Origin of the sequence: Salmonella sp. NW1250 (assembly GCF_051812965.1) — a bacterium.
GTDB lineage: Bacteria > Pseudomonadota > Gammaproteobacteria > Enterobacterales > Enterobacteriaceae > Salmonella > Salmonella enterica.
Genome location: NZ_JAMNDD010000002.1, coordinates 398,503 through 422,570, shown reverse-complemented (window position 1 = coordinate 422,570; position 24,068 = coordinate 398,503). Strand labels below are relative to the sequence as shown.

The 24,068-nt window shown below is 52.8% G+C and carries 17 protein-coding genes; 11 read left to right on the top strand and 6 right to left on the bottom strand.

Annotated features, from left to right (window positions below; translation table 11 throughout):
* The first annotated feature begins 56 nt into the window (after nt 1–56).
* The 3 genes from iroC (at nt 57) to NBA72_RS05275 (ending at nt 6,034) form a co-directional block, all read left to right on the top strand.
* A complete protein-coding gene (iroC, locus tag NBA72_RS05285) occupies nt 57–3,713 on the top strand; it encodes a salmochelin/enterobactin export ABC transporter IroC (protein WP_042948907.1) in 3,657 nt (1,218 codons plus the stop codon).
* Nucleotides 3,714–3,822: 109 nt separating this feature from the next.
* Nucleotides 3,823–5,067 carry an esterase family protein gene (locus NBA72_RS05280; RefSeq protein ID WP_042948906.1) on the top strand — a complete coding sequence of 415 codons (1,245 nt, stop codon included), beginning with the start codon at nt 3,823–3,825 and terminating at the stop codon, nt 5,065–5,067.
* Between the two features lie 31 nt (nt 5,068–5,098).
* On the top strand, nt 5,099–6,034 hold the full coding sequence (locus tag NBA72_RS05275; RefSeq protein WP_042948904.1) for an alpha/beta hydrolase: 936 nt from the start codon (nt 5,099–5,101) through the stop codon (nt 6,032–6,034).
* Nucleotides 6,035–6,075: 41 nt separating this feature from the next.
* On the opposite strand, the gene NBA72_RS05270 is transcribed toward NBA72_RS05275, so the two are convergent.
* The 3 genes from NBA72_RS05270 to pipB2 form a co-directional block, all read right to left on the bottom strand.
* Nucleotides 6,076–8,250 (bottom strand): TonB-dependent siderophore receptor, encoded by a 2,175-nt coding sequence (locus NBA72_RS05270; RefSeq protein ID WP_272695839.1) that lies wholly within the window; start codon nt 8,248–8,250, stop codon nt 6,076–6,078.
* A 530-nt stretch (nt 8,251–8,780) separates the two neighbouring features.
* A complete protein-coding gene (locus tag NBA72_RS05265) occupies nt 8,781–9,113 on the bottom strand; it encodes a hypothetical protein (protein ID WP_077905218.1) in 333 nt (110 codons plus the stop codon).
* A gap of 173 nt (nt 9,114–9,286) precedes the next feature.
* The gene (pipB2, locus tag NBA72_RS05260) at nt 9,287–10,339 is read right to left on the bottom strand and encodes a type III secretion system effector PipB2 (RefSeq protein ID WP_001189821.1); all 1,053 of its coding nucleotides are present in this window, start codon (nt 10,337–10,339) and stop codon (nt 9,287–9,289) included.
* A 518-nt stretch (nt 10,340–10,857) separates the two neighbouring features.
* Between pipB2 and NBA72_RS05255 the strand changes: the two genes are divergently transcribed.
* A complete protein-coding gene (locus NBA72_RS05255) occupies nt 10,858–11,787 on the top strand; it encodes a VirK family antimicrobial peptide resistance protein (RefSeq protein ID WP_000178739.1) in 930 nt (309 codons plus the stop codon).
* A 293-nt stretch (nt 11,788–12,080) separates the two neighbouring features.
* Nucleotides 12,081–12,977, top strand: coding sequence for an antimicrobial resistance protein Mig-14 (locus NBA72_RS05250; protein ID WP_000701504.1), 897 nt, complete (start codon nt 12,081–12,083; stop codon nt 12,975–12,977).
* A 719-nt stretch (nt 12,978–13,696) separates the two neighbouring features.
* On the opposite strand, the gene NBA72_RS05245 is transcribed toward NBA72_RS05250, so the two are convergent.
* From NBA72_RS05245 to tctD, 3 genes are all read right to left on the bottom strand, one after another.
* Nucleotides 13,697–14,710, bottom strand: coding sequence for a HoxN/HupN/NixA family nickel/cobalt transporter (locus tag NBA72_RS05245; RefSeq protein WP_001059351.1), 1,014 nt, complete (start codon nt 14,708–14,710; stop codon nt 13,697–13,699).
* Between the two features lie 132 nt (nt 14,711–14,842).
* On the bottom strand, nt 14,843–16,258 hold the full coding sequence (locus NBA72_RS05240) for a sensor histidine kinase (RefSeq protein WP_042948901.1): 1,416 nt from the start codon (nt 16,256–16,258) through the stop codon (nt 14,843–14,845).
* On the bottom strand, nt 16,245–16,919 hold the full coding sequence (gene tctD, locus NBA72_RS05235; RefSeq protein WP_001237934.1) for a transcriptional regulator TctD: 675 nt from the start codon (nt 16,917–16,919) through the stop codon (nt 16,245–16,247). Before tctD ends, NBA72_RS05240 begins: the two co-directional genes overlap by 14 nt.
* Before the next feature lie 154 nt (nt 16,920–17,073).
* On the opposite strand from tctD, the gene NBA72_RS05230 reads away from it, so the two are divergent.
* The 6 genes from NBA72_RS05230 to gabD all read left to right on the top strand — a co-directional run bounded on the left by NBA72_RS05230 (nt 17,074) and on the right by gabD (nt 24,067).
* Entirely contained in the window at nt 17,074–18,051 is a 978-nt protein-coding gene (locus NBA72_RS05230) for a Bug family tripartite tricarboxylate transporter substrate binding protein (protein ID WP_000744413.1), read from the top strand.
* Between the two features lie 11 nt (nt 18,052–18,062).
* Nucleotides 18,063–18,497: a tripartite tricarboxylate transporter TctB family protein gene (locus tag NBA72_RS05225; RefSeq protein WP_001574835.1), complete on the top strand. Its 435-nt coding sequence runs from the start codon at nt 18,063–18,065 to the stop codon at nt 18,495–18,497.
* Nucleotides 18,498–18,507: 10 nt separating this feature from the next.
* Nucleotides 18,508–20,022: a tripartite tricarboxylate transporter permease gene (locus NBA72_RS05220; protein ID WP_000382034.1), complete on the top strand. Its 1,515-nt coding sequence runs from the start codon at nt 18,508–18,510 to the stop codon at nt 20,020–20,022.
* Between the two features lie 303 nt (nt 20,023–20,325).
* Entirely contained in the window at nt 20,326–21,303 is a 978-nt protein-coding gene (gene glaH / locus NBA72_RS05215; protein WP_000993100.1) for a glutarate dioxygenase GlaH, read from the top strand.
* Between the two features lie 25 nt (nt 21,304–21,328).
* The gene (gene lhgO / locus NBA72_RS05210) at nt 21,329–22,597 is read left to right on the top strand and encodes an L-2-hydroxyglutarate oxidase (RefSeq protein WP_042948900.1); all 1,269 of its coding nucleotides are present in this window, start codon (nt 21,329–21,331) and stop codon (nt 22,595–22,597) included.
* A 21-nt stretch (nt 22,598–22,618) separates the two neighbouring features.
* The gene (gabD, locus tag NBA72_RS05205) at nt 22,619–24,067 is read left to right on the top strand and encodes an NADP-dependent succinate-semialdehyde dehydrogenase (RefSeq protein WP_001176529.1); all 1,449 of its coding nucleotides are present in this window, start codon (nt 22,619–22,621) and stop codon (nt 24,065–24,067) included.
* Nucleotide 24,068: the final 1 nt, after the last annotated feature.

Genomic DNA, 24,068 nt, shown 5'->3' with positions numbered 1-24,068 from the left:
GCGGCTGAACCCAGCGTGTGTCGCCATATCTCATCTTTCACCGATAAGGAGGCTTAATGCCCGCGACTCATTCCCCCATGCCCGCTCGTGCCTGGATAGTTCGCCTTGCCCGCGTGTGTTGGGAACGTAAAACACTGAGCATCATTGTCATCGTAGCATCAGTATCGACCATTTTACTGGCTGCGCTGACGCCGCTAATAACGCGTCAGGCCGTCAATGACGCGATAGCAGGCGATACGACCCACCTGCCGTTACTTGCCTGCGGCCTGCTGTTAATTGCCCTTTTTGATTTTATCGGGAATTACGTGCGCCGCGGCTATGCCGGAGAACTCTCGTTGTGGGTTCAGCATACGTTACGTAGCCGTGCGTTCGACAGTATTCAAAAACTGGACGGCGCAGGCCAGGACGCCTTGCGTACCGGGCAGGTCATTTCGCGTACCAACAGCGATCTTCAACAGGTACACACCTTGCTACAGATGTGCCCGGTGCCGCTGGCGGTGCTCACTTACTATGTGGCCGGTATCGCGGTGATGCTATGGATGTCGCCATCCATGACGCTTATCGTGATTTGCGTACTGGCCGCCCTTGCTATTACCGCCCTGCGCGCCCGTCGCCGTGTTTTCGCGCAAACGGGGCTTGCCTCAGACCGGCTGGCGCACATGACGGAGCATATGCGCGAAGTATTGGAACAGATCTCAGTGGTGAAGTCCTGCGTGGCGGAGTTACGCGAAACGCGTTGGCTCGATGGTCAGTCGCGGCAGATGGTGCGGGTACGCATCGGCGCCGCTATCTCGCAGGCGATGCCGGGCGCAACCATGCTGGCGCTACCGGTGATAGGGCAAATCGTCCTGCTGTGCTATGGCGGCTGGTCGGTAATGAACGGGCGCATCGATCTGGGAACCTTCGTTGCGTTCGCGAGTTTTCTCGCTATGCTGACCGGCCCTACCCGCGTACTGGCATCGTTTTTGGTTATCGCACAGCGCACACAGGCGTCGGTAGAGCGCGTCTTCGCGCTTATCGACACGCGTTCTCGCATGGAAGACGGTACTGAGTCGGTTGAGGGCCAGATTATCGGGCTGGACGTGGAGAAGATGAGTTTCCACTACGACAACGGTAACCGTATCCTCAATGAGATCTCGTTTTCCATTCACGCCGGTGAAACCGTGGCGGTGGTTGGCGCATCCGGCTCCGGAAAATCAACATTGCTGATGTTGCTGGCGCGCTTTTACGATCCCACCTCCGGCGGGGTGTGGCTCAACACCACTGCGGGTCAACAGAATATTCGCGACCTGAAACTGACGGCGCTTCGTCGTCGCGTTGGCGTAGTGTTTGAAGACGCGTTTCTGTTTGCCGGTACGGTGGCGGAAAACATCGCCTATGGGCACCCGCAAGCGACTCAGGACGACATTCGACGCGCCGCCGATGCCGCAGGCGCCAGCGGGTTCATCAATGCGCTACCGCAGGGGTTCAACACCCGACTGGCCGAACGCGGAAGCAACCTCTCCGGCGGCCAACGCCAGCGTATTGCGCTAGCCCGGGCACTGATTACCGCGCCGGAACTGCTGATTCTCGATGACACCACCTCGGCGGTCGATGCCGGTACTGAAGCGGAAATTAATACGGCTCTTGGTCGTTATGCCGATAATGAGCATATGCTGCTGGTGATTGCACGCCGCCGTTCAACACTGCAGTTAGCCGATCGGATCGTCGTGCTGGATAAAGGCCGCGTCGTGGATATCGGTACCCAGGCGGAGCTGGATGCAAGATGTCCGACGTTTCGCTCGCTGATGAGCGGCGAGGGTGATTTTCTCGCCCTCGCCCCGGCGGAACAACGTACGCTATGGCCAACAACGCAGGCGGTAAAATCCGACGACGCGCATGAGCGCCAGACACCCGCCCGAAAAGGTTTTGTCGACCGGATGACGCGCGTTCCGGAACGCGCCGTACAGATGGCGCTGGCAGGCCACGGGCGTCAAGTCTCATCGCTGCTGACGCCAGTAGCCTGGATGTTCGTCATCGCCGCCCTGCTTATCGCGCTTGATTCCGCCGCAGGCGTTGGCGTGCTGGTGCTTTTGCAGCGCGGTATTGACTCAGGCGTTGCCGCAGGGGATATGTCGACTATTGGCATATGCGCCCTGCTCGCGCTGTGTCTGGTAGCGATCGGTTGGTGCTGCTATGCGCTGCAAACGATCTTCGCCGCCCGCGCGGCAGAGTCGGTACAGCATACGGTACGCTTACGCAGCTTCAGCCACCTGCTACGCCTGAGTCTTCCCTGGCACGAGAAGCACATCGACTCGCGTCTTACTCGCATGACCGTCGACGTTGATTCACTCGCCCGATTTCTGCAAAACGGTCTTGCCAGCGCGGCCACCAGCATCGTGACGATGGTCGCTATCGCCGCGGCAATGTTCTGGCTTGACCCCATTCTTGCGTTAACGGCATTAAGCGCCGTACCTGTAGTGATACTGGCGACGTGGATTTACCGCCGTTTGAGCTCGCCTGCTTACGCCCAGGCACGGCTGGAAATTGGTAAGGTGAACAGTACGCTTCAGGAAAAGGTCTCCGGTATGCGGGTAGTGCAGTCACACGGCCAACAGAAGCAGGAAGCCGCCAGGCTACGGGCGTTATCAGACAACTTCCGCGCCACCCGCGTGCGGGCGCAAAAATACCTTGCTGTCTATTTTCCGTTCCTGACCTTCTGCACCGAGGCTGCCTATGCCGCCGTGCTTTTAATCGGAGCGACCCGGGTCGCCGAAGGCGAAATGACGCCCGGGATACTGGCGGCGTTCTTCCTGCTATTGGGACAATTTTATGGCCCGGTACAGCAGTTGTCAGGCATTGTCGATTCCTGGCAGCAGGCGACCGCCAGCGGCAAACATATCAATGCGCTATTGGCGACTGAGGAAACGGAGAATATTGAACCGTCCTCCATAACGCCTGGCACTGGCGGCGCGCTACGTCTGGAGGCATTGACATTCCGCTATCCCGAAAAAACGCAACCTGTGCTTGATAATCTCTCGCTCACCATTCCGCCAGGAACGGTAGTCGCGGTGGTCGGACGTAGCGGCGCCGGCAAATCGACGCTGATCAAGCTGCTGGCCGGGCTCTACTCTCCCGGCAGCGGGCAAATCCGTGTCGGTGAGCGCCTAATTGATGCCGCGTCGCTTAGTGATTATCGTCGCCAGACGGGGCTGGTCACCCAGGATGTCGCATTATTTAGCGGCGATATTGCCGAAAATATCCGCTATTCGCGGCCAGACAGCAGCGACACGGAGGTGGAGATCGCGGCGCGACAGGCGGGACTCTTTGAAACTGTGCAACATCTGCCGCTGGGGTTTCGTACTCCGGTCAATAACGGCGGCACGGATCTGTCCGCGGGCCAGCGTCAGTTGATTGCCCTCGCCCGCGCCCAACTGGCGCAGGCGCACATTCTGCTGCTCGACGAGGCGACAGCGCGTATCGACCGCAGCGCCGAGGAGCGCTTAATAACCTCGCTTACCGGAGTGACGCATACCGAGAAACGCATCGCGCTTATCGTCGCGCACCGGCTGACCACCGCCCGCCGCTGCGATGTTATTGTCGTAATCGATAAAGGATGTATCGCTGAATATGGCAGCCATGAGCAGTTGATAGCGGCTCATGGCCTGTATGCTCGTCTGTGGCGGGCCAGCGTCGGCCAGACACGCGATACGCAAGGAGAGGTCGTAGGATAGTTTTTATCGCCACGATTTACGCAAAAGAAAGCCCGCAAGCGGCTGTTCCTGTAACAGCCGCTTTAGCTATTGATACTGACCGAAATATAAACGAGATGGAATACAAAGAATGAGACTGAGCCCGCCCGTCGCTCCTGTCGCTATACAGACCGCTACGCGCCTTCGCCGCCAACTCGCCGCCGGAAGACAGGTTGACGCTTCTCACTTCTGGCGAGAAGTAAACTCGCTCGCGCTGCCGCTGGTGACAGCCATTAACGGCGCAGACGATGAACGGGAAGTCACCTTCCTGTGGCGTGCCGCCTCTCCTCTGCGGGGGGTTTATGTTCGCCTGAACCGTGTCACCGATAAAGATAACGTGGCGAAAGGTATGATGACGCAACTGCCCACAACGGATATCTGGCATCTGACGCTTCGCTTACCGGCGTCCTACTGCGGTTCCTATACGATGGTCGAAATACCACCGAAAACCCCGGACGAGACGGTGTTGCAGCTTGGAAGCCGTTTCGCCTCCCTTGTCGGGAGGGCGGACCCGCTGAACAGCACGCCGGGAATAAATGTTCGGGGTAATACGCAGGAGTCTGTTCTGGCGTTGGATCATGCCCCGGCACAGGAGGAGTGGTCAGGCTGTCGCGCTTACGCCGGGCAGCTTTTCACCTCAGAACATCGGCTTGCCGGACAACGTCGCCGTGTGCGGCTGTATCTTCCTGACGCTCCTGTCGTACAACCGCTGGGCTTACTGGTACTCACGGATGGCGAGATCTGGTTCGACCATCTTGGGGTAAGCGCCGCCATTGACGCCGCCATCCGCAGCGGACGCATCGCGCCGGTGGCCGTACTCGGCGTTGATAACATCAACGCGGGTGAACGCGTCGCAATCCTCGGTGGTCGCCGCGAGCTGGTGCTCGACATTGCCGAACGCCTGCTGCCAGCCCTTCGCGCCAAATACCCGGAACGACAGTGGGCGGACCGTACACAAACGGTGCTGGCTGGGCAAAGCCTCGGCGGCGTGACCGCGCTGATGGCGGCCCGCCACGCGCCAGAGAGCTTTGGCCTGGTACTGAGCCACTCCCCCTCAATGTGGTGGACGCCGGACAACCGCAACCGCCCGAACCATTTCAGCGCAGAAGAGCGCTCATGGGTCAGCGAACATGTGTTATCCGCGCCCTCGCCAGCCGTACGTACGCATCTGTGCGTGGGATCGCTGGAAGGTTCGACGGTCCCGCAGGTCAAACAGTTGCATGAAAAATTGCGCGCCGCCGGCGTTGAAAGCCATTGCAGCGTGTACACCGGCGGTCACGATTATGCCTGGTGGCGCGGCGCGCTGATTGACGGATTACGTCTACTGCCCCGATAAAACTTCACCTGCCAAAAAGGAATCACATCCGATGTATGGTCGCCAGTACCACAACAAGTGCTATCGCATGGTGCTATTTTTAGTGAGTTTTTGTTTTAGCGCGCTGAGTTATGCGCAGCCGGATATGCAGCCATTAGGACCGAATATTGCTGATAAAGGTTCGGGATATTACCATTTTAGGGTCAATGACTTTCAATCTGCCGATGGCGCAAGACATTACCGGGTATGGACCGCTATCCCCAATAAAGCCGCCCCGCCGTCGGGTTATCCTGTCTTATATATGCTGGACGGCAACGCAGTGATGGACAGACTGCCGGAGACGCTGCTCAAACAGCTGGCAGACCACTCGCCGCCGGTGATTGTGGCGATTGGCTATCAGACTAACCTGCCGTTTGATCTTAACGGCAGAGCTTATGACTATACGCCGGCGCCGGGAATCGATCGCGAAGGCAGTGAAAATAACCCGCGTTTTCATCGTAAAACCGGCGGCGGGCCAGCGTTCCGCCAGCTACTGGAGAGACATATCGCGCCGCAGGTGGAACAAGGAATAACCATCAACCCCGAACGGCGCGGGGTATGGGGACATTCTTATGGCGGCCTGTTCGTTTTGGACTCCTGGCTGTCGTCATCCTTCTTTCATATCTATTACAGCGCCAGCCCGTCACTCAGCAGGGATAACTTTGCCCTGTTGAATCGCCTTACGACAGTGAAGTCGTCGCCGTTCTGCCATAAAAAACTCATCATAATGGAAGGTTCAGCGTCGAATGGGGATAGCAGGCAACGCCAGATGGCCGAGCTCCTGCAAAAAGTTCAGGAGACCGTGAGAACGCTTGAGAACAACGGCGTTAACGCGGCCCTGCAGCATTACCCGGGCCTGGGCCACGGGCCCATGTTTAACGCCTCTTTTCGCAGTGCATTGCTGGATATCAGTCGCGAACCGGCAAGCCAAAAACCACGCTGCCATTAACCCGCCGCCAGAATATGCCCGCCAGCGGCGGGCATAATCCATCAAAACGAGGCCGTCACACCGGCATAATAAGCCCGACCCGGTTCGTTATAGGTATTTGCCCCTTCGGCGGAGCGATAGATCTGTTTATCGAAGATATTGCTGATACCGACATTAAGACGCAGGTTCTTGTTGATATCGTAATTAACGTTAGCGCCGACCAGTGAGTAAGCCCCCAGCGCTTTCCCGGACAATCCTTTGGTCTCTTCACTACGCGACTCCGCATGTGTTCGCGGTTTTTGCTTGCCGTATAACGTCCAGTTGACATTAGCGGAGAGCGCGCTGGTGATAGTCCAGTCGAGGAAGGTATTCACCGTATATTTCGGGATTATCGATAAGGGATTGCCGGTATCTTTTTGCTCAGAAGCGATCATATAAGTCGCATTGGTATTCCAGTTCAGACGGTCCGGCATCAGCGGAACAGCCATGCTGGCTTCAATACCTTCAATCAGCGCCTTACCGCCGTTCTGCCACTGCAATACATAAGCGCCAGATGCGCTTCTGCCAATAATCTTATCACCTGCGACAATCTTATTCTGATAATCGTTACGGAAATACGTGACGCTTGCGTGGTAATCGTCTACGGTAAATTCCAGCCCGATCTCTTTATTGATGCTAATTTCAGGATCGAGGTTCTTATTACCGACCAGGTAACAGCCGCCCGACGTAATATCTTTTGGACAACCGTTGCCTTTCGAATAGAGTAAATACCCCTCACTGGTTTGATACAAGTTCGGTGCCTTAAAGGCCCGGGCAATACCGGCTTTCACCTTGACGTATTCACCTAACTCCTGGGAAAGGTTAAGACTGGGACTAAAATTACTCCCGGATTCGCTCAAATAGTCAAAACGCAGGCCCGGAATAATATTGGTACCGGCCATGGGTTCGATATTATCTTCAACGTACAGCGCACTGATTGCCGATTTATTTTTGCTGCTACGGTTAGCCGCCGAACCGGAAATCCCGGCGATATTGCTATCCTTAACCGTCAGACTGGTAGAGGAAGGATCGTTCAGCTCATCGCGGTTCCACTCCGCGCCGACGGTGAGCGTTTGCTCAAATAGCCATATCACCGGGACATTCACCTCGCCGCTGGTGCGATACGAGGTCAGGCGGTTAGTGGTGAACGTCTGGTCGTTGGTAATACGCCCCTCGCCGCCGCCGGAGAGCCCCTCATTCATGCGGGTATTATCGGTTTTTTCATAGTAGAACCCCAGGCGGCTTTGCCCCCAGTCCCAGATGCCGTTATGAGTTAGACCGTAATTCTGCCGGTACAGGCGATTGGTCTCCCGCCCGGACTGCGCCAGACTTTTGGTAACCGCGTTTGAAGTACTGTTTTGCGTATCGCCAGCATAGATATTCCCCTGCCGACTATATCCCGCTTCAAAATCAAGGATTTGCTGCGGGGTCATTTTCCATGAGAAGACGCTATTAATATCTTTATTGGTGACCCCCTCCCGTCCGGCGGCATTTTTGGTCCCGGCGGAGGAGTTAATATCCCAGCTGTCGGCATCGGTTCTGTTGAGATTACCGTACAGGCGCATCGTCAACGTATCACCAGCCAACGGGCCGCTAAGGCTAAAGTTACCCCGCCGGGTGTCACCTTCTTTGCTGCTTTCCGGCTGGTTGGTATAGAGCGACAGCGAGCCGTGCCAGTCATTAGTGGGGCGTTTGGTGATGATATTCACCACCCCGCCTGCGGCACCGGAGCCATAGCGCGCGGCGGCGGGCCCACGGATCACTTCAATACGTTCTACCATCTCCGGCGGCACCCAGTTCGTATCGCCACGGGTGTCGCGTTCTCCGCGCCAGCTATAGCGAACCGAATTTCGCGACGTCACCGGCACGCCGTCAATCAGCACTAAGGTATTTTCCGGCCCCATACCACGAATATCAATTTGTCGGTTATTTCCGCGCGTCCCCGAGGCGCTATTGCCGGTAAGATTAACCCCAGGCATCTTACGAATAATATCGGCAAGATCGTTAACGGGAGGATTCTTTTGAATATCGTCACGAGTAATAATCGAAACGCCCGGCTGTTGCTTTAATACTTGCTCGGCGGTGGATTCAACCACCATCGTTTCGCCGTTGTCGTCTGTAGATTCTGCTGCTGATAATGGACTATTAATCCCTGTAGAAACCACGGTTATTAACCAGATGAACTTCTTAACTCTCATACCCATTCCCTAAATAATGTCTAAAGTAGCGCTGTTGCCCTCAAGCTCACATCCTTGCCAGGTTACGGCTATATAGTAATTATTAGCATATGCCAATGATAATAATTATCATTCAATTAAAAGAAAGGCAATCTTTCGACCGCAAAAATCTGGTAATAAGTAAACGGAAACGGGATTTTGCAATATGACTCTCTGTCCGGGCTCCACTTTGCCAGTAAATCCGGGAAGGGGGGCAGAATGCGCCTACTGAACGAAGGTTTTACAAAACAGGAATAGAGGAAATTAATTATTTTTCAAAGCGTTAATGACAATAAACAACCAGGTAAGATGGTATAGCGCGGTTCAGGGTTCACCGCCGCTTCCCTGCCGACGGCGAGCCGTTCTTACAGTTTGCCAGCGACTTTCCGTCTGGGTAATGGTGGGATCGGATACGATTGTAATCATTCGATATATGACGATGAAAGTGATGTTGGCGCCAAAATACAAAGCGCCTGGTAATATTTATCAGGCGCTTTGCAGACAGAAAACCATCAAACATCGGTTTCTCGTTCTCCAGGAACTACTGGAAAATATGGCAACCCACAGTTAGTAGATTTTACTGTCGGGTCTTGCCAGGGATGTTGTGTTACCCCCAGGTCTTTTAAAAGACCTCGTAACAGCACTAACTCGCTGGGTGTCATTTTTTGCTTTGGTTCACCCTCCTTAGGTGGACGAATATCCTCCTGACTAGTACATGTAACACAATAACCTTTTAACTCTATCCACTTAGGCTTAGAGGGGGCCTTAGGATCGGGAGGCGTCGGACTGGCAACGCATGAACAGGCACTTATACATCCAGGCATAACGTTTTCCTTTTCAAACAATTCGCTTTAGTTGGAAGTTCTACTTGAGAAAATAGAAATGGTTGTTCAGATATTTTTACCGTCGCATACTCCTGTAATAATAAAAGATACTGTAAATAATTTACTCTCAGCTACTATTCAGTAGCAGATAGTTATTCTTACATTGCTTTTATTTCAGATTTACGTCAAAAAGGCTAAATATTTTCACTATAAAATTCGTTAAAGAGTGTTTGTGTACTTGTAGACATTCTGGCGTCTTCGGTACGTAAATGGGTTAGTGTACAATCTTTAAAACAGGTATTGTTTAAATTAGCCTCAGCCAAATCAGCCCCGTCCAGGTTCGTAGAAATGAAACTCGCCTTTCGCAGGTTTGCCCGGGTTAAGATAGCGCCTTCCATATCAGCAGCCATTATAGTAGCACCCTGTAATGTCGCACCGCTCATATCGGCGCGTATAAGGGTTGCGCCTGAAATATTAGCATGCTCCATATTTGCACCGGAACAAAGACATTCTACCATGCTACAGCCTAACAGACTTGCGTGTTGTAAATTGGCGCCGGTAAGATTAGCGCGATCGAGGGTAGCGCCACACATAATAGTATCTTCCAGACAGGCGTTCATTAAATTACTGTCGCCTAATGATGCTCCCGATAGATTTGCCCCCTTAAGATTTGCACCGTCACAATCCGCCATGAACAGTACTGCCCCATCTAAATCTGCGCCGCTTAAGTCTGCGCCACATAAATTTTCTGCCGTCAGATTTGCTCCGGTAAGGACAGCGCCTTTAAGATTCATGCCTCCCTGGGCAGTTAACATTACAGAATCCTGAGGGAGAGAAAATTCGTATCTGAATAGTAAAACTCGACATATTTTTTCAAAAGAGACAAGCGGAATTTCTCTCGTCTCAGAATGGTCGCCTTTACTGACCCGTACAATAACTTGTTCAGCTTCGTTATTCTCACCAGGAAGATTAAATTCGACACGAAACCCGCCCATATCCTCCAGTATAATGTTTTCTGGCAACGGAGCACCTCTGTCAGACATTGAACTTTTCAATGTATCAGCCATAGTGTCTATCAATTCCTGATACTGTGCTTCATTTTTCCGACGCACCCCACCACAGGTAAAAAAGTTAATGATATATTCCAGAATGGTTTTGGGAGAGGTGGCTTGCCGCATAGCAGCAGAAGTCCCCGCGCCAAAAGCAGATGTAGCCATACCAGCCAGACTATCGAGTGAACGCTGCATAATATTTTCTCCCAGAGATAGCAACATAGTACATGATAAAATTTATCATATAGATTTGCATTTAGAGATAAGGTGAATACCCCCTTTGCGTCTGGTTACATAATCACGCATCACGACGCTTTGCTGTCTGACTTACACAATACCAGCCAAATAAATATATTGGCTTATACTCGTCATACTTCAAGTTGCATGTGCTGCGGCTGCGTTCCCTCACCCCAGTCACTTACTTTAGTAAGCTCCTGGGGATTCGCTCGCTTGCCGCCTTCCTGCAACTCGAATTATTTAGAGTATAAACATTATTTAAAATAATAAACACGGCATTCGTTTTAATACTACGTTCAGGACTCATCTCACTCATTAGCAGAAAACCTATTAAAAAGCGCGTTCAGGCGTTTTATTTCTGCCATTGATAAACTGTTTAACAACGTCGTCTGTACAGGTCTTCTTCGTTGCCTTTACGTTTAACTCAATCAGGCTACCGTCTCGGTTATAAGTCTATCGAGTAGTAGGGACGTAGTATGACGATGCAGCAAAGTGATATGGAAAGATATAATCCATTATTAATGTTAAAAGAAGTCATGGCGCAGACGCCTTATCGCCATAAACGCTGGGGAGAGCGTAAGTTTCGCTATAAATTTGTATTACGTTGCCTTATTAACCCTGTAACGACAATTAAATACTTCAATGAATTATGCCATCTGTCTCAGCCCAGAACGCTGATCATTCATCGTCCACTGTTGCCGGCAAAAATCCAGCGGCCCTATTTGTATACCGGGCTTAGCATACGTTGCCGGGCAAAAGCTATTCTGGAACACTACCAGTTCGTTCAGTCCTTTCCGGAAAATAAAATTAAAAAGATCCTCCTGTCCGAGGAACAAATCTTGCTCGCTCACCTGGAAGGAAAAAACGGCGCTCTGGTGGATATCTACTGCGGTCCCTGTGGCTATGACAGGGAAGGTGAACTGACATTAACGCTGTGCTTCAATGATACGCCGTTGGCACGTTTATCATTTTCCTTTATCCGCCATGAAGGGAAGCAAATAGCGCTGGTTGCCGGGTTACAAGGGCCCAGTAAACATGTCGGCCCACAAGTCATACGTAACGCCACCAAAGATTGTTACGGTCTCTTTCCTAAACGGATGCTGTATGAAGCATTTGCGACATTGATGCTGGCCTGTAATGTCGACGAGATTTATGCGGTAAGTGAAAACAACCATGTTTATCGTCAACTCCGGTACTTATTCCAGAAGAAAAAAACTTTTGTGGCCAGCTATAGTGAATTCTGGGAGTCGCTAAACGGCGTTAAGAAAGGTGCCTTATATCATCTGCCATCACAGGTGATGCGTAAAGCGCCTGAAAGTATCCCCAGCAAAAAACGCGCAGAGTATCGGAAACGCTATCATATTCTGGATACAATAATACAAGAGGTTAACAGCCTCTCCCGGTAGAACTATTTCATACGCGGATGTGCAGATCCTGCTACCGTTCAGCGGATCTCTTTGAAATCTGTATCGCTACTGGATGGTTAAATACAGAATGGCTTGCGAGTGAAAAGCGCGGCATTAAACCGTCGCTTTCACTCATGCTATGATCAACATCTTAATCTTATTCCCTTCACCATAACGTCATCGATTAGCATGTTAACCATTAAATACAAGCTAAACATTTGTCACATTTTTATTTGGTTGAGCAAAAAAATAATACAAAATAGAATTTTCAGTAAGCTAAGTCAGGAGTTTTGGTGAAAATACAAGAAGTTAAGCGTATATTAACCCGCTGGCAGCCGTCTTCCTTTGCCCTATACCGGGAGGTGTTTACGCAATACGGCGGTAGTATCAATATGCACCCAGATATTGTGGATTATTTTATGAAGCGCCATAACTGGCATTTTAAATTCTTCCACTATAAAGAAGATGATAAGATTAAAGGCGCCTACTTTATCTGTAATGATCAGAATATTGGCATCCTGACGCGCAGAACCTTCCCGCTATCGTCAGATGAGATACTTATTCCGATGGCACCAGATTTACGCTGCTTCTTACCCGATCGTACTAACCGGCTTTCGGCGTTGCATCAGCCACAAATACGCAATGCCATATGGAAACTCACCAGAAAAAAACAAAATTGTCTGGTCAAAGAAACGTTCTCTTCTAAGTTTGAAAAAAGACGCCGTAATGAATATCAGCAATTTCTTAAAAAAGGCGGTAGTGTAAAAAGCGTTGCTGATTGTTCTTCTGATGAACTGACTCATATTTTTATCGAGTTATTTCAGTCTCGTTTCGGCAATACGTTATCTTGCTATCCCGCTGATAACCTTGCCACCTTTTTTAGTCAACTGCATCACCTTCTGTTTGGGCATATTCTTTATATTGAAGGGATACCCTGTGCATTTGATATCGTATTGAAATCTGAAAGCCAGATGAACGTCTACTTTGACGTATCTAATGGTGCAATTAAAAATGAGTTCAGGCCACTCAGTCCCGGCAGCATACTAATGTGGCTAAATATTAACCGTGCCAGACATTACTGCCAGGAAAGACAAAAAAAATTGCTTTTTTCCATCGGAATACTAAGGCCTGAATGGGAATATAAGCGCATGTGGTCGACCCCCTATTTTACCGGAAAATCGATTTGCTAAGAAGAAAGCCTGGACGTAAATATGTTTTTACGCCCGGGTTTTTCATAAATCCTGATGAACTGATAAAAAACGAAATTTAATCAGAATTTAAAAAATAAGTTAACCACCATATAATCATAATGACAATTACTCGAAATTCACTTACACTATACTCGGTTTTATGGAATTGATTAACACGGTATGTTACAGATAACGTTCTAAAAAGCGTGCAGCGGTTATACATTTTCATATGTGTGTGTCATTAACCTGGCGTCAAGAACAGATGATGATGACAACTACCCTTTTATCTCTTCTGGCCTGGCATACCGTCAGTAGATTAAAGGTGTAGCCTTACTTTATGGCATTACAAAAATGTAGGTGAGGTCTATGCTCAATGTATACGTTATTTGTAACAACGCTCTTGTGCATAAACAATACGTTATTGCCAACAGCACTGAACGGGTACAGTGGTTCTTGCTGACAACAGGCTTAAAGATCGCCTTAACACGGGATACCTGATAACTGGATTATATTATGACACATGCAGACTGGCTGATTCTTGGGTATACAACTGTTATTATTATTTTTGGTATTGTATGTTATATCGGATTGCTTAAATTGATAACGAAAGGCAAGCATGAAAAATAACGCACTTACCGGGAAGAATATACTCTCAGGAGATAAAATGCTTCGGCAATGATATGACACCACTGCCGAAATGCTATTTTTACAGAAATCAATCAGGTATTGAGGGTGATTTTATCATAGCCGCGCCAGCGATAATTCAACAACGAGAGCAGCCAGAATAGCACGAAAGCGCCCACTACCCAGAAGCCCACATTCCCCATATGATCGTTAAGCGTGCTTACGGTCTGCCAAAATGTTCCGCTTAACTGTAACGCATCATCAATCAACCCCAGCGCCTCAAGCCCGCCAATCGCCAGCGCGACAATGACGGATGCGGCGGTAATGGTCATATTATAATAAAGCTTACGTAATGGATGCGAGAAAGCCCAACCGTAAGCGCCGACCATGACAAAGTTATCCAGGGAATCCACCAGCGCCATCCCGGCGGTAAACAGCACAGGAAAAATCATCATCGACCAGAGAGATAGCCCCTGGTTGGCTGCTGAAGCGGAAATGCCCAGCAACCCAACCTCGGTTGCGGTATCAAATCCCAGACCAAACAGAAAACCGACAAAATACATATGCCAACTGGAAGTGACCAAACGAAACGTACGCTGAAATATACGCGTCATCAGCCCGCCAGGTATCGCCTCGTCATGCGCCCTCACTGACTCACCGCGGGTAACCGAGCGAAATTGCCGCCAGACGTTGAACAAAATAAACAGGTTAAGCAGGGCCATCGCCAGCAGAAAAAAAGCGGAAACAGCCGTACCGATCAACGAACCATATTGATGCAAAACATCAATACGATCGCGAAATGCCATCGACGTCACAACAATCGCCAGACATGCCAGAACGACAATGGTCGAATGACCCAATGAAAAAAACGCCCCCACGCCTAAAGGCGTTTTACCCTGCTGCATCAGTTTACGGGTGACAGTATCGATGGCCGCAATATGATCGGCATCAACCGCATGACGCAGCCCAAAGCTATACGCCAGTATGGCTGCGCTTAGCATGACGGCATGGTGATGAAAAACACAGAACGCCCAAATCCAGGCCAGGATGTTAACCCCGACAAGAAAGACGGTTAATGCTATTCCCCGTCGTTTAGTATGATTATTCATGCCCCTGCACCCACTATATTTTTAATTAACGCTACGGTTTGTAGGGGGAATGTATGATCATTTGATTAAAACGTCACACCTCAAGATGCGACTTTTTGTAAACGTGCTTTACCGCTGACACATTTGTGCGCATTACTGCGGAACAAGGCTTAAAAAGCGTATCCGAACGTATAACCCTCCCAACGCTTCGCTACGGGAAAAATGGGGATGAGTACGGTGCAGGCGTGCGATATCATTGACCAAAGCCAGACCGATGCCCGCCCCGGCCACATTTCCTACGTTATCGAGCCGGTGGAACGGCTGTAGCGCCAGATGGATATGTTCATCATCAATGCCGGGGCCGCTATCTTCGACAACCAGCGTCACGGCATCACTATCCCGTTCAAGCCGCGCGGTGACGATGCCTTGCTCAGGCGTGTATTTCAGCGCATTATCCAGCAAGTTTCCGCACAGCTCGCTAAGCAGTACCTCATCCCCCTCGATCCACATCGCTTCCTGTTCGCCTTCGTAGCCCAGGTCGATATGTTTACTCCGCGCCTGCGCCAGGCGGGTAAAACAGCCGCTCTGTACGATATCGTACAGATTCACCGGGGAAAAACGCCGCTCGCCCTGCTCTTTATGCTTTACCGCAGAAAGTTGCAACAATCTTTCCGTGAGCTGAATGGTGCTATCCAGCGTTACGCTCATCGCCTGCAGACTTTCGTACCAGTGATGAGGGTGCTGGCTGGCTAACGCCACCGCCGCCTGCGTTTTTAACACCGCCAGCGGCGTTTTTAACTGGTGAGAAGCATCGGCGCTAAAGCGTTCCTGCCGGGAAAGGATGCCGCGGAGCCTGTCAATGTAGCGATTAAACGCCACGATTAACAAGCGTGTTTCCGACCACGGCAGCAGTTCCGGCAGCGGCGTTAGCAGACCCGGTTCGCGGCGTACCATTAATGACGAAAGTTGACGCATAGGGCGCAGGATCCGGCGTAATAACCAGCCAACCAGCACCAGGGTCAGCAACACCAGCAGCCCCTGTGAGATCCAGGAAGAGAACAGCAGTTGGCCCGCCAGATAACGACGGGACTGCAGCGTCTCTGCGACATAAATCTCCGCCATGCCGATAATGCCGCCTTCGTTGACCGGCTGTAGCAAACGCGCCACGCGGATCGCCTCGCCGCGATACTCGGTATGATAGAACCACGCCAGCGCCGGATAAAGCCGGGTACGGGGCGTAGCGGGCGGCATGGCAGGCAGATCGTCATAACCGGAAATGACCTTCCCGGAAGGGTCGACGACTTTGTAATAGAGTCGATCATTCATATTAAGCTCGAAGCTATCCAGCACCACCCAGGGCACGTTAACTTCCAGATGCTTATTGCGCACCACCAGCCGTTCCGATACCGTTCGCGCCGAGGAGAGCAACGTACGATCATAAGCCTGAGTGGCGGCCTGTAGCGCATTGACATAACTGTTAAACGCCGACAGCCCCCATAGCAGAATCAGCGGCAACCCCAGGAACAGCAAGAGTTGCAGGTACAACGATTGCGGCTTAACCCACTTCATCGCCGCGCTCCAGCACATAACCCAGGCCGCGCAGCGTCGTAATTCGTACATCGCTTCCCTGGAGTTTTTTACGCAGTCGATGAATATAAAGTTCGATGCTTTCAGGGCTTACCTCATCGTTCAGGCTGAACACCTGTTCAAAAAGCTGCTGACGCGAGACCGGCCGCGTTCGTCGGTACATCAATACGGTTAAGAGCGCCTGCTCACGCGGCGTCAGCGCTAACGGCTGTCCCTGTAACAGAAAATACCCTTCATCATGAAAGATCAATTCACCCAGTTGCTGAACTTCATGAACCTGCCCAGCGCTGCGTCGGAGCAAGGCCCGTAAACGGGCATCCAGCTCTTCCAGTTCAAAGGGTTTCGGCAGATAGTCATCGGCGCCGACGTTGAGACCTTTTACACGATCCGCCACCGCGCTTCGCGCCGTGAGCAGCAAAACGGGCAAGGTCTGACCGCGTTTACGCAGCCGTTGCACCACCTCCAGTCCATCCATTCCCGGCATATTGATATCCAGCACCGCCAGCGCGTACATTTCACTGTGCAGAAGATGGTCAGCCGCCAGGCCGTCAAATACGCAGTCCACGGCAAAGCCGTTTTGCACCAGCGCTTTCTCCAGCCAGTGAGCCAGCTCACGGTTATCTTCCGCCAATAAGAGACGCATATCACATCCTGTAAAGTTTCTGCCGCATTGAAAGGGAATTGAAAGGTTATTGTTTTAACAATCACGCAACCGAACTGCTACATGTCGGCTCACATAATCACAAAAATCTTCTTCCGAACCTGAAAAATCCGGACGTCCGGCGTGAGGATAAAAAATGAAAAAACAATTACTTCGTACCCTTACTGCAAGCATTTTATTAATGAGTACCTCTGTTCTGGCGCAGGAGGCGCCGTCGCGAACGGAATGTATCGCGCCAGCCAAACCTGGCGGCGGTTTCGACCTCACCTGTAAGCTGATTCAGGTGAGTTTGCTGGAGACTGGCGCTATCGAGAAACCCATGCGGGTAACGTATATGCCCGGCGGCGTCGGCGCTGTAGCCTATAACGCGATAGTCGCCCAACGCCCTGGCGAACCCGGGACTGTGGTCGCCTTTTCCGGCGGTTCGCTGCTCAACCTGTCACAGGGGAAATTTGGTCGCTACGGCGTGGATGATGTGCGCTGGCTGGCAAGCGTGGGCACTGATTACGGCATGATCGCCGTGCGTGCGGATTCCCCGTGGAAAACGCTGAAAGATCTGATGACGGCGATGGAAAAAGATCCCAACAGCGTGGTCATTGGCGCTGGCGCCTCTATTGGCAGCCAGGACTGGATGAAGTCGGCGTTGCTGGCGCAAAAGGCGAACGTCGACCCGCACAAGATGCGCTATGTTGCCTTTGAGGGCGGCGGCGAGCCGGTGACGGCATTAATGGGCAACCATGTTCAGGTTGTCTCCGGCGATCTCAGTGAAATGGTGCCTTATCTGGGCGGCGACAAAATCCGCGTCCTTGCCGTCTTTTCAGAAAATCGTCTGCCGGGCCAGCTTGCCAATATCCCTACCGCTAAAGAACAGGGCTACGACCTGGTGTGGCCGATTATTCGCGGCTTCTACGTCGGGCCCAAAGTCAGCGATGCCGATTACCAGTGGTGGGTGGATACCTTCAAGAAGCTCCAGCAAACCGACGAGTTTAAAAAGCAGCGCGATCTGCGCGGTCTGTTTGAGTTCGACATGACCGGCCAGCAGCTCGATGACTACGTGAAAAAACAGGTTACTGATTACCGTGAACAGGCGAAAGCCTTCGGACTCGCGAAATAATCGCGGAGGCAATGATGAGCGATCGTATCTTTGCGGGTATCTGGCTGTTGCTCTGTATTGCCGGGCTATTCATCGCCTGGCAGATCCAAAGCGAATACAGCTATGAACCCGTCGGCCCCCGCCCTTTTCCGCTGGGGATTATCGGCCTGATGGCGCTCTGCGCGCTGGCGCTGTTATTGCGCCATCCCGACACGGTTAGCTGGCCGCGCCGCCATGTGCTGCAAAAGCTAATTACCATGATCATCATCCTGTTGATGTATGCCTGGGGATTCGAATGGCTGGGTTTTCCCATCGCCACCGCGCTTCTCACCATGGTTATCGGGATGCTGTTCGGCGCCACGATTCCGGCGGCGGGTATCTCCGGCGCGGTATTGGGCATTCTGCTGTGGTATGCCTTTGACCGGCTGCTTGATGTCACCTTACCTCTCGGCGCCTGGCTGAGTTAACGGAGTAACGATGGATACCTGGATATATCTTTCTCAGGGCTTTGCGGTGGCGATGACGCCGGAAAACCTGGTTATCGCGTTGATTGGCTGCTTCGTGGGCACGATCGTCGGTCTGCTGCCGGGCCTGGGACCGATCAACGGCGTGGCAATCTTACTGCCGCTGGCCTTTGCGTTGCATCTGCCTGCGGAGTCGGCGCTAATTCTGCTGGCGACGGTGTACATTGGCTGTGAGTATGGCGGCAGGATCTCCTCCATATTGCTCAACGTCCCCGGCGATGCGGCGGCGATCATGACGGCGCTGGACGGTTACCCGATGGCGCAGCAAGGGAAAGGCGGCGTAGCGCTGTCGATTTCCGCAGTCAGCTCATTTTTCGGTTCATTAATCGCTATCGGCGGCATCATTCTGTTCGCCCCTTTACTGGCGCAATGGTCGCTGGCCTTTGGGCCGGCGGAATATTTCGCCTTAATGGTTTTTGCCATCGCCTGTCTTGGCAGTATGATGGCGCAAAACCCGCTTAAATCATTTCTGGCAGCGCTGATCGGTCTTGGCCTTGCGACCGTCGGCGTGGACGCCAACACCGGGGTTTATCGCTTTACCTTTGACAGCGTTCATCTTTCCGACGGCGTACAGTTTATCGTCGTGGTGATCGGCCTGTTCTCGGTATCAGAAATACTTTTAATGCTGGAACATACCAGCAGCGGGCAAACAATGGTCCGCAAAACGGGTCGAATGTTATTCAACCTGAAAGAAGGCGCGCAGTGTATCGGCACCACCCTGCGTTCTTCGGTAATCGGCTTTTTTGTCGGCGTATTGCCCGGCGCCGGGGCGACCATCGCCAGCGCCATTACCTATATGACCGAGAAAAAACTCAGCGGCAACAGCGATAGCTTCGGCAAAGGGGATATTCGCGGCGTCGCGGCGCCGGAGGCGGCAAACAACGCCTCTGCCTGCGGCTCCTTCATCCCGATGCTGACGCTGGGCGTTCCCGGTTCCGGCACTACGGCAGTGATGATGGGGGCGCTGACGCTGTACAACATCACGCCAGGCCCGGCGATGTTCACCGAACAGCCGGATATCGTCTGGGGACTCATCGCTGCGCTGCTGATTGCGAACGTGATGCTGCTGATCATGAATATCCCGTTGATCGGTCTGTTCACCCGTATGCTCACCATTCCGCTGTGGTTCCTGGTACCCGCCATCGCTGCCGTATCGGCGGTAGGGGTGTATGCGGTACACAGCACCACCTTCGATCTGGTGCTGATGGTCGCGCTCGGCGTGTTAGGGTACATTTTACGTAAAATGCACTTCCCCATGTCGCCGCTGATCCTGGGATTCGTACTGGGGGAAATGCTGGAGCAGAACCTGCGTCGCGCACTCTCCATCAGTAACGGCAATATGGCGATTTTGTGGCAAAGCGGCGTTGCCAAAGCCCTGCTGATCATGGCGATCATGGTCATTGTCGTACCGCCAGTGTTACGTCTGATCCGTAAACACAGCCGTAAACCGCAGGTTGACGCCGGTTAATTGACTGCTGAAATACGTTGTACTTGTCCGGCCTACGCGCTCATGTGCCAGGCCGGGCAACCCCGCCAGCATCACTCTCCCCATAACTCGCTCATTTTACCCCCCTTCTTGCCGTTGTCAGGCTCGTGGCGCCGTTAACCTCACCCTTCGCATTGTTAAATATTTGTTGCTTTTGATCACAATAATTAAACAAAAGCAGTTATTTCATACGCGTTCCTGGAAAATGTCGATATTTTTAATTTATGGCTACGAAATGAGCATCGCCATGTCTCCCTGACCATCTTACCGAGAGGAATGATTCTGATGAATGCACTGACTGCCGTAAAAGCGAACACAGATGATTTAGCCCAACGCCATACTGGTTTCACTCTTGCCCCTTCGGCGCAGTCGCCGCGCCTGCTGGCGTTAACGTTTACGGCGGATACCACAAGACAATTTCTCCACCAGGTTGCGCAGTGGCCGGTGCAGGCGCTGGAATACAAATCTTTCTTACGTTTTAAAATCGGCAAGATCCTCGACGATCTGTGCGGCAATCAGCTACAACCGCTGTTGATCAAAACGCTCCTCAACCGTGCGCAAGGCGCGCTGTTGATCAGCGCCGAAGGGATCGATGATGTCGCACAGGCAGAAGAGATGGTCAAACTGGCGACGGCGGTGGCGCATCTTATTGGTCGCTCCAACTACGATGCGATGAGCGGCCAGTATTACGCGCGTTTCGTGGTCAAAAACGTCGACAACTCCGACAGTTATCTGCGCCAGCCCCACCGCGTAATGGAACTACACAATGACGGCACCTATGTTGAGGAGGTGACCGACTACGTGCTGATGATGAAAATCGACGAACAGAATATGGAAGGCGGTAATTCGCTGCTGCTGCACCTTGATGACTGGGAACATCTGGAGTCGTTTTTTACCCATCCGCTGGCGCGTCGCGTCATGCGCTGGGCGGCACCGCCAAGCAAAAATGTTAGCCATGACGTCTGGCACCCGGTGTTTGATGTCGACCAACAAGGCCGCCCGGTCATGCGTTATATCGACCAGTTCGTCCAGCCAAAAGACTTTGAAGAAGGCGTCTGGCTCAGCGAGCTTTCAGACGCGCTGGAAACCAGTCAAAACATCCTCTCCGTACCAGTACCGGTCGGCAAATTCCTGCTGATTAACAATCTGTTCTGGCTACATGGACGCGATCGTTTTACGCCGCATCCTGACTTGCGTCGCGAACTGATGCGCCAGCGCGGTTACTTCGCCTACGCCGCCAGCCATTATCAAACTCACCAATAAGCGCCACGGCGAAGGAATTATGCGGATGTATGATTTTGTGATTATCGGCGGCGGCATTATCGGCATGTCGACCGCCATGCAACTTATTGATCTCTATCCGGATGCGCGCATCGCGTTGCTGGAAAAAGAGTCCGCGCCAGCCTGCCACCAGACCGGGCATAACAGCGGCGTGATCCATGCCGGGGTGTACTACACGCCCGGCAGCCTCAAAGCGCAGTTTTGTCTGGCGGGCAATCAGGCGACCAAAACCTTTTGCGATCAAAACAACATCCGCTACGACACCTGCGGCAAAATGTTGGTCGCCACCTCGGAGCTGGAAATGGCGCGGATGCGCGCGCTATGGGAGCGGACGGCGGCCAACGGCTTAGAGCGCGAGTGGTTAAGCGCGGCGGAGCTGCGTGAACGCGAACCCAATATCGTTGGCCTGGGCGGGATTTTTGTCCCCTCCAGCGGGATTGTCAGCTATCGCGATGTCGCGACGGCCATGGCGAACCGCTTTCAGGCCAAAGGCGGCGAGATCATCTACCATGCCGAGGTCAGCGCGCTAACAGAACATGCCGCTGGCGTTGTCATTCGCACCTCGCAAGGTCGGGAAATCGAAACCGCTACGCTTATCGGCTGTGCAGGGCTGATGGCGGATCGGCTGGTCAAAATGCTGGGCGTGGAGCCCGGTTTTATTATCTGCCCTTTCCGCGGCGAGTACTTTCGTCTGGCCCCGCGGCACAACCGGATCGTTAACCATTTGATCTACCCGATCCCCGATCCGGCAATGCCGTTTCTCGGCGTCCATCTTACCCGCATGATCGATGGCAGCGTTACGGTCGGGCCGAATGCGGTGCTGGCGCTTAAACGCGAAGGCTACCGTAAGCGCGATGTTTCCTTCACCGACACCCTGGAGATTTTCCGCTCCGCCGGCATTCGCCGCGTACTGCAAAACCATCTGCTTTCCGGACTGGGCGAGATGAAAAACTCGCTGTGCAAAAGCGGCTATTTGCGGCGAGTACAAAAGTATTGCCCCAGCCTGACCGTCAACGATCTCCAGCCCTGGCCGGCAGGCGTGCGGGCGCAGGCGGTTTCACCGGACGGCAAACTGATTGATGATTTTCTGTTTGTCACGACGCCGCGTTCCATTCACACCTGTAACGCCCCCTCCCCGGCGGCGACATCCGCGATACCTATCGGCGCGCATATCGTCAGCAAAGTTCAGGCGCTACGCGAAAGCCAGAGCAACCCCGGACGTGCGCTGCGTGCGGCACGCAGCGTGGACGCATTACACGCCGCATTTACCCGTTAACCCTTCAGACAGGAAGCAATTATGCAACTTAACGACTCTACCCTGTTCCGCCAGCAGGCCTTTATCGATGGCGACTGGCGCGACGCGCGCGGCGGCGATGTCATCCCCGTGAGCAACCCCGCCAACGGGAAACCGCTCGGCAATGTGCCCAAAATGGGGGCGGAAGAGACGCGCGACGCCATCAACGCCGCCAATCGCGCCCTGCCCGCCTGGCGCGCGCTCACCGCCAAAGAGCGAGCCAATATCCTGCGTCGCTGGTTCAATCTGATGATGGAACATCAGGACGATTTGGCGCGTCTGATGACGCTGGAACAGGGTAAACCGCTGGCGGAAGCGAAAGGCGAAATTAGCTACGCCGCCTCGTTTATTGAATGGTTCGCCGAAGAGGGGAAGCGTATCTATGGCGACACGATTCCAGGCCATCAGGCCGATAAACGGCTGCTGGTGATTAAACAGCCCATCGGCGTCACCGCCGCGATTACCCCGTGGAACTTTCCCTCGGCAATGATCACCCGTAAAGCCGGCCCCGCGCTGGCCGCAGGCTGCACAATGGTACTCAAACCCGCCAGCCAGACGCCGTTTTCCGCGCTGGCGCTGGCGGAACTGGCCCAGCGCGCCGGAATTCCCGCAGGCGTATTTAACGTCGTTACCGGTTCGGCAGGCGATATCGGCGGCGAGCTGACCAGCAACCCGCTGGTACGCAAACTGTCGTTTACCGGCTCGACGGAGATTGGCCGCCAGCTAATGGAACAATGCGCCAAAGACATTAAAAAAGTGTCGCTGGAGTTGGGCGGCAATGCGCCGTTTATCGTCTTTGACGATGCCGATCTGGATAAAGCCGTCGAAGGCGCGCTGGCTTCGAAGTTTCGCAACGCCGGGCAGACCTGTGTCTGCGCCAATAGATTGTATGTTCAGGACGGCGTTTACGATCGTTTTGCGGAAAAACTCAACCAGGCGGTAAATAAGCTCGCGGTCGGCGACGGCCTGCAAGCCGACGTCGCTATCGGGCCGCTGATTGATGAAAAAGCCGTGGCGAAAGTCCAGGAGCATATCGCCGATGCGCTGGAAAAAGGCGCCCGCGTCATTACGGGCGGTGAAGCGCACAAATTGGGCGGCAACTTCTTTCAACCGACCATTCTGGCGGATGTTCCTGATAACGCGAAAGTCGCCAAAGAAGAGACATTCGGGCCGCTCGCGCCTCTGTTCCGCTTCAGCGACGAGGCGGATGTCATCAGGCAGGCTAACGATACCGAGTTCGGCCTGGCAGCCTATTTTTATGCACGCGATTTAAGCCGCGTTTTCCGCGTCGGCGAAGCGCTGGAATACGGCATCGTCGGTATTAATACCGGCATTATCTCCAACGAAGTCGCGCCTTTCGGCGGCATTAAGGCCTCCGGATTAGGCCGTGAAGGTTCCAAATACGGCATCGAAGATTATTTAGAAATCAAATATATGTGCATCGGCCTTTAAC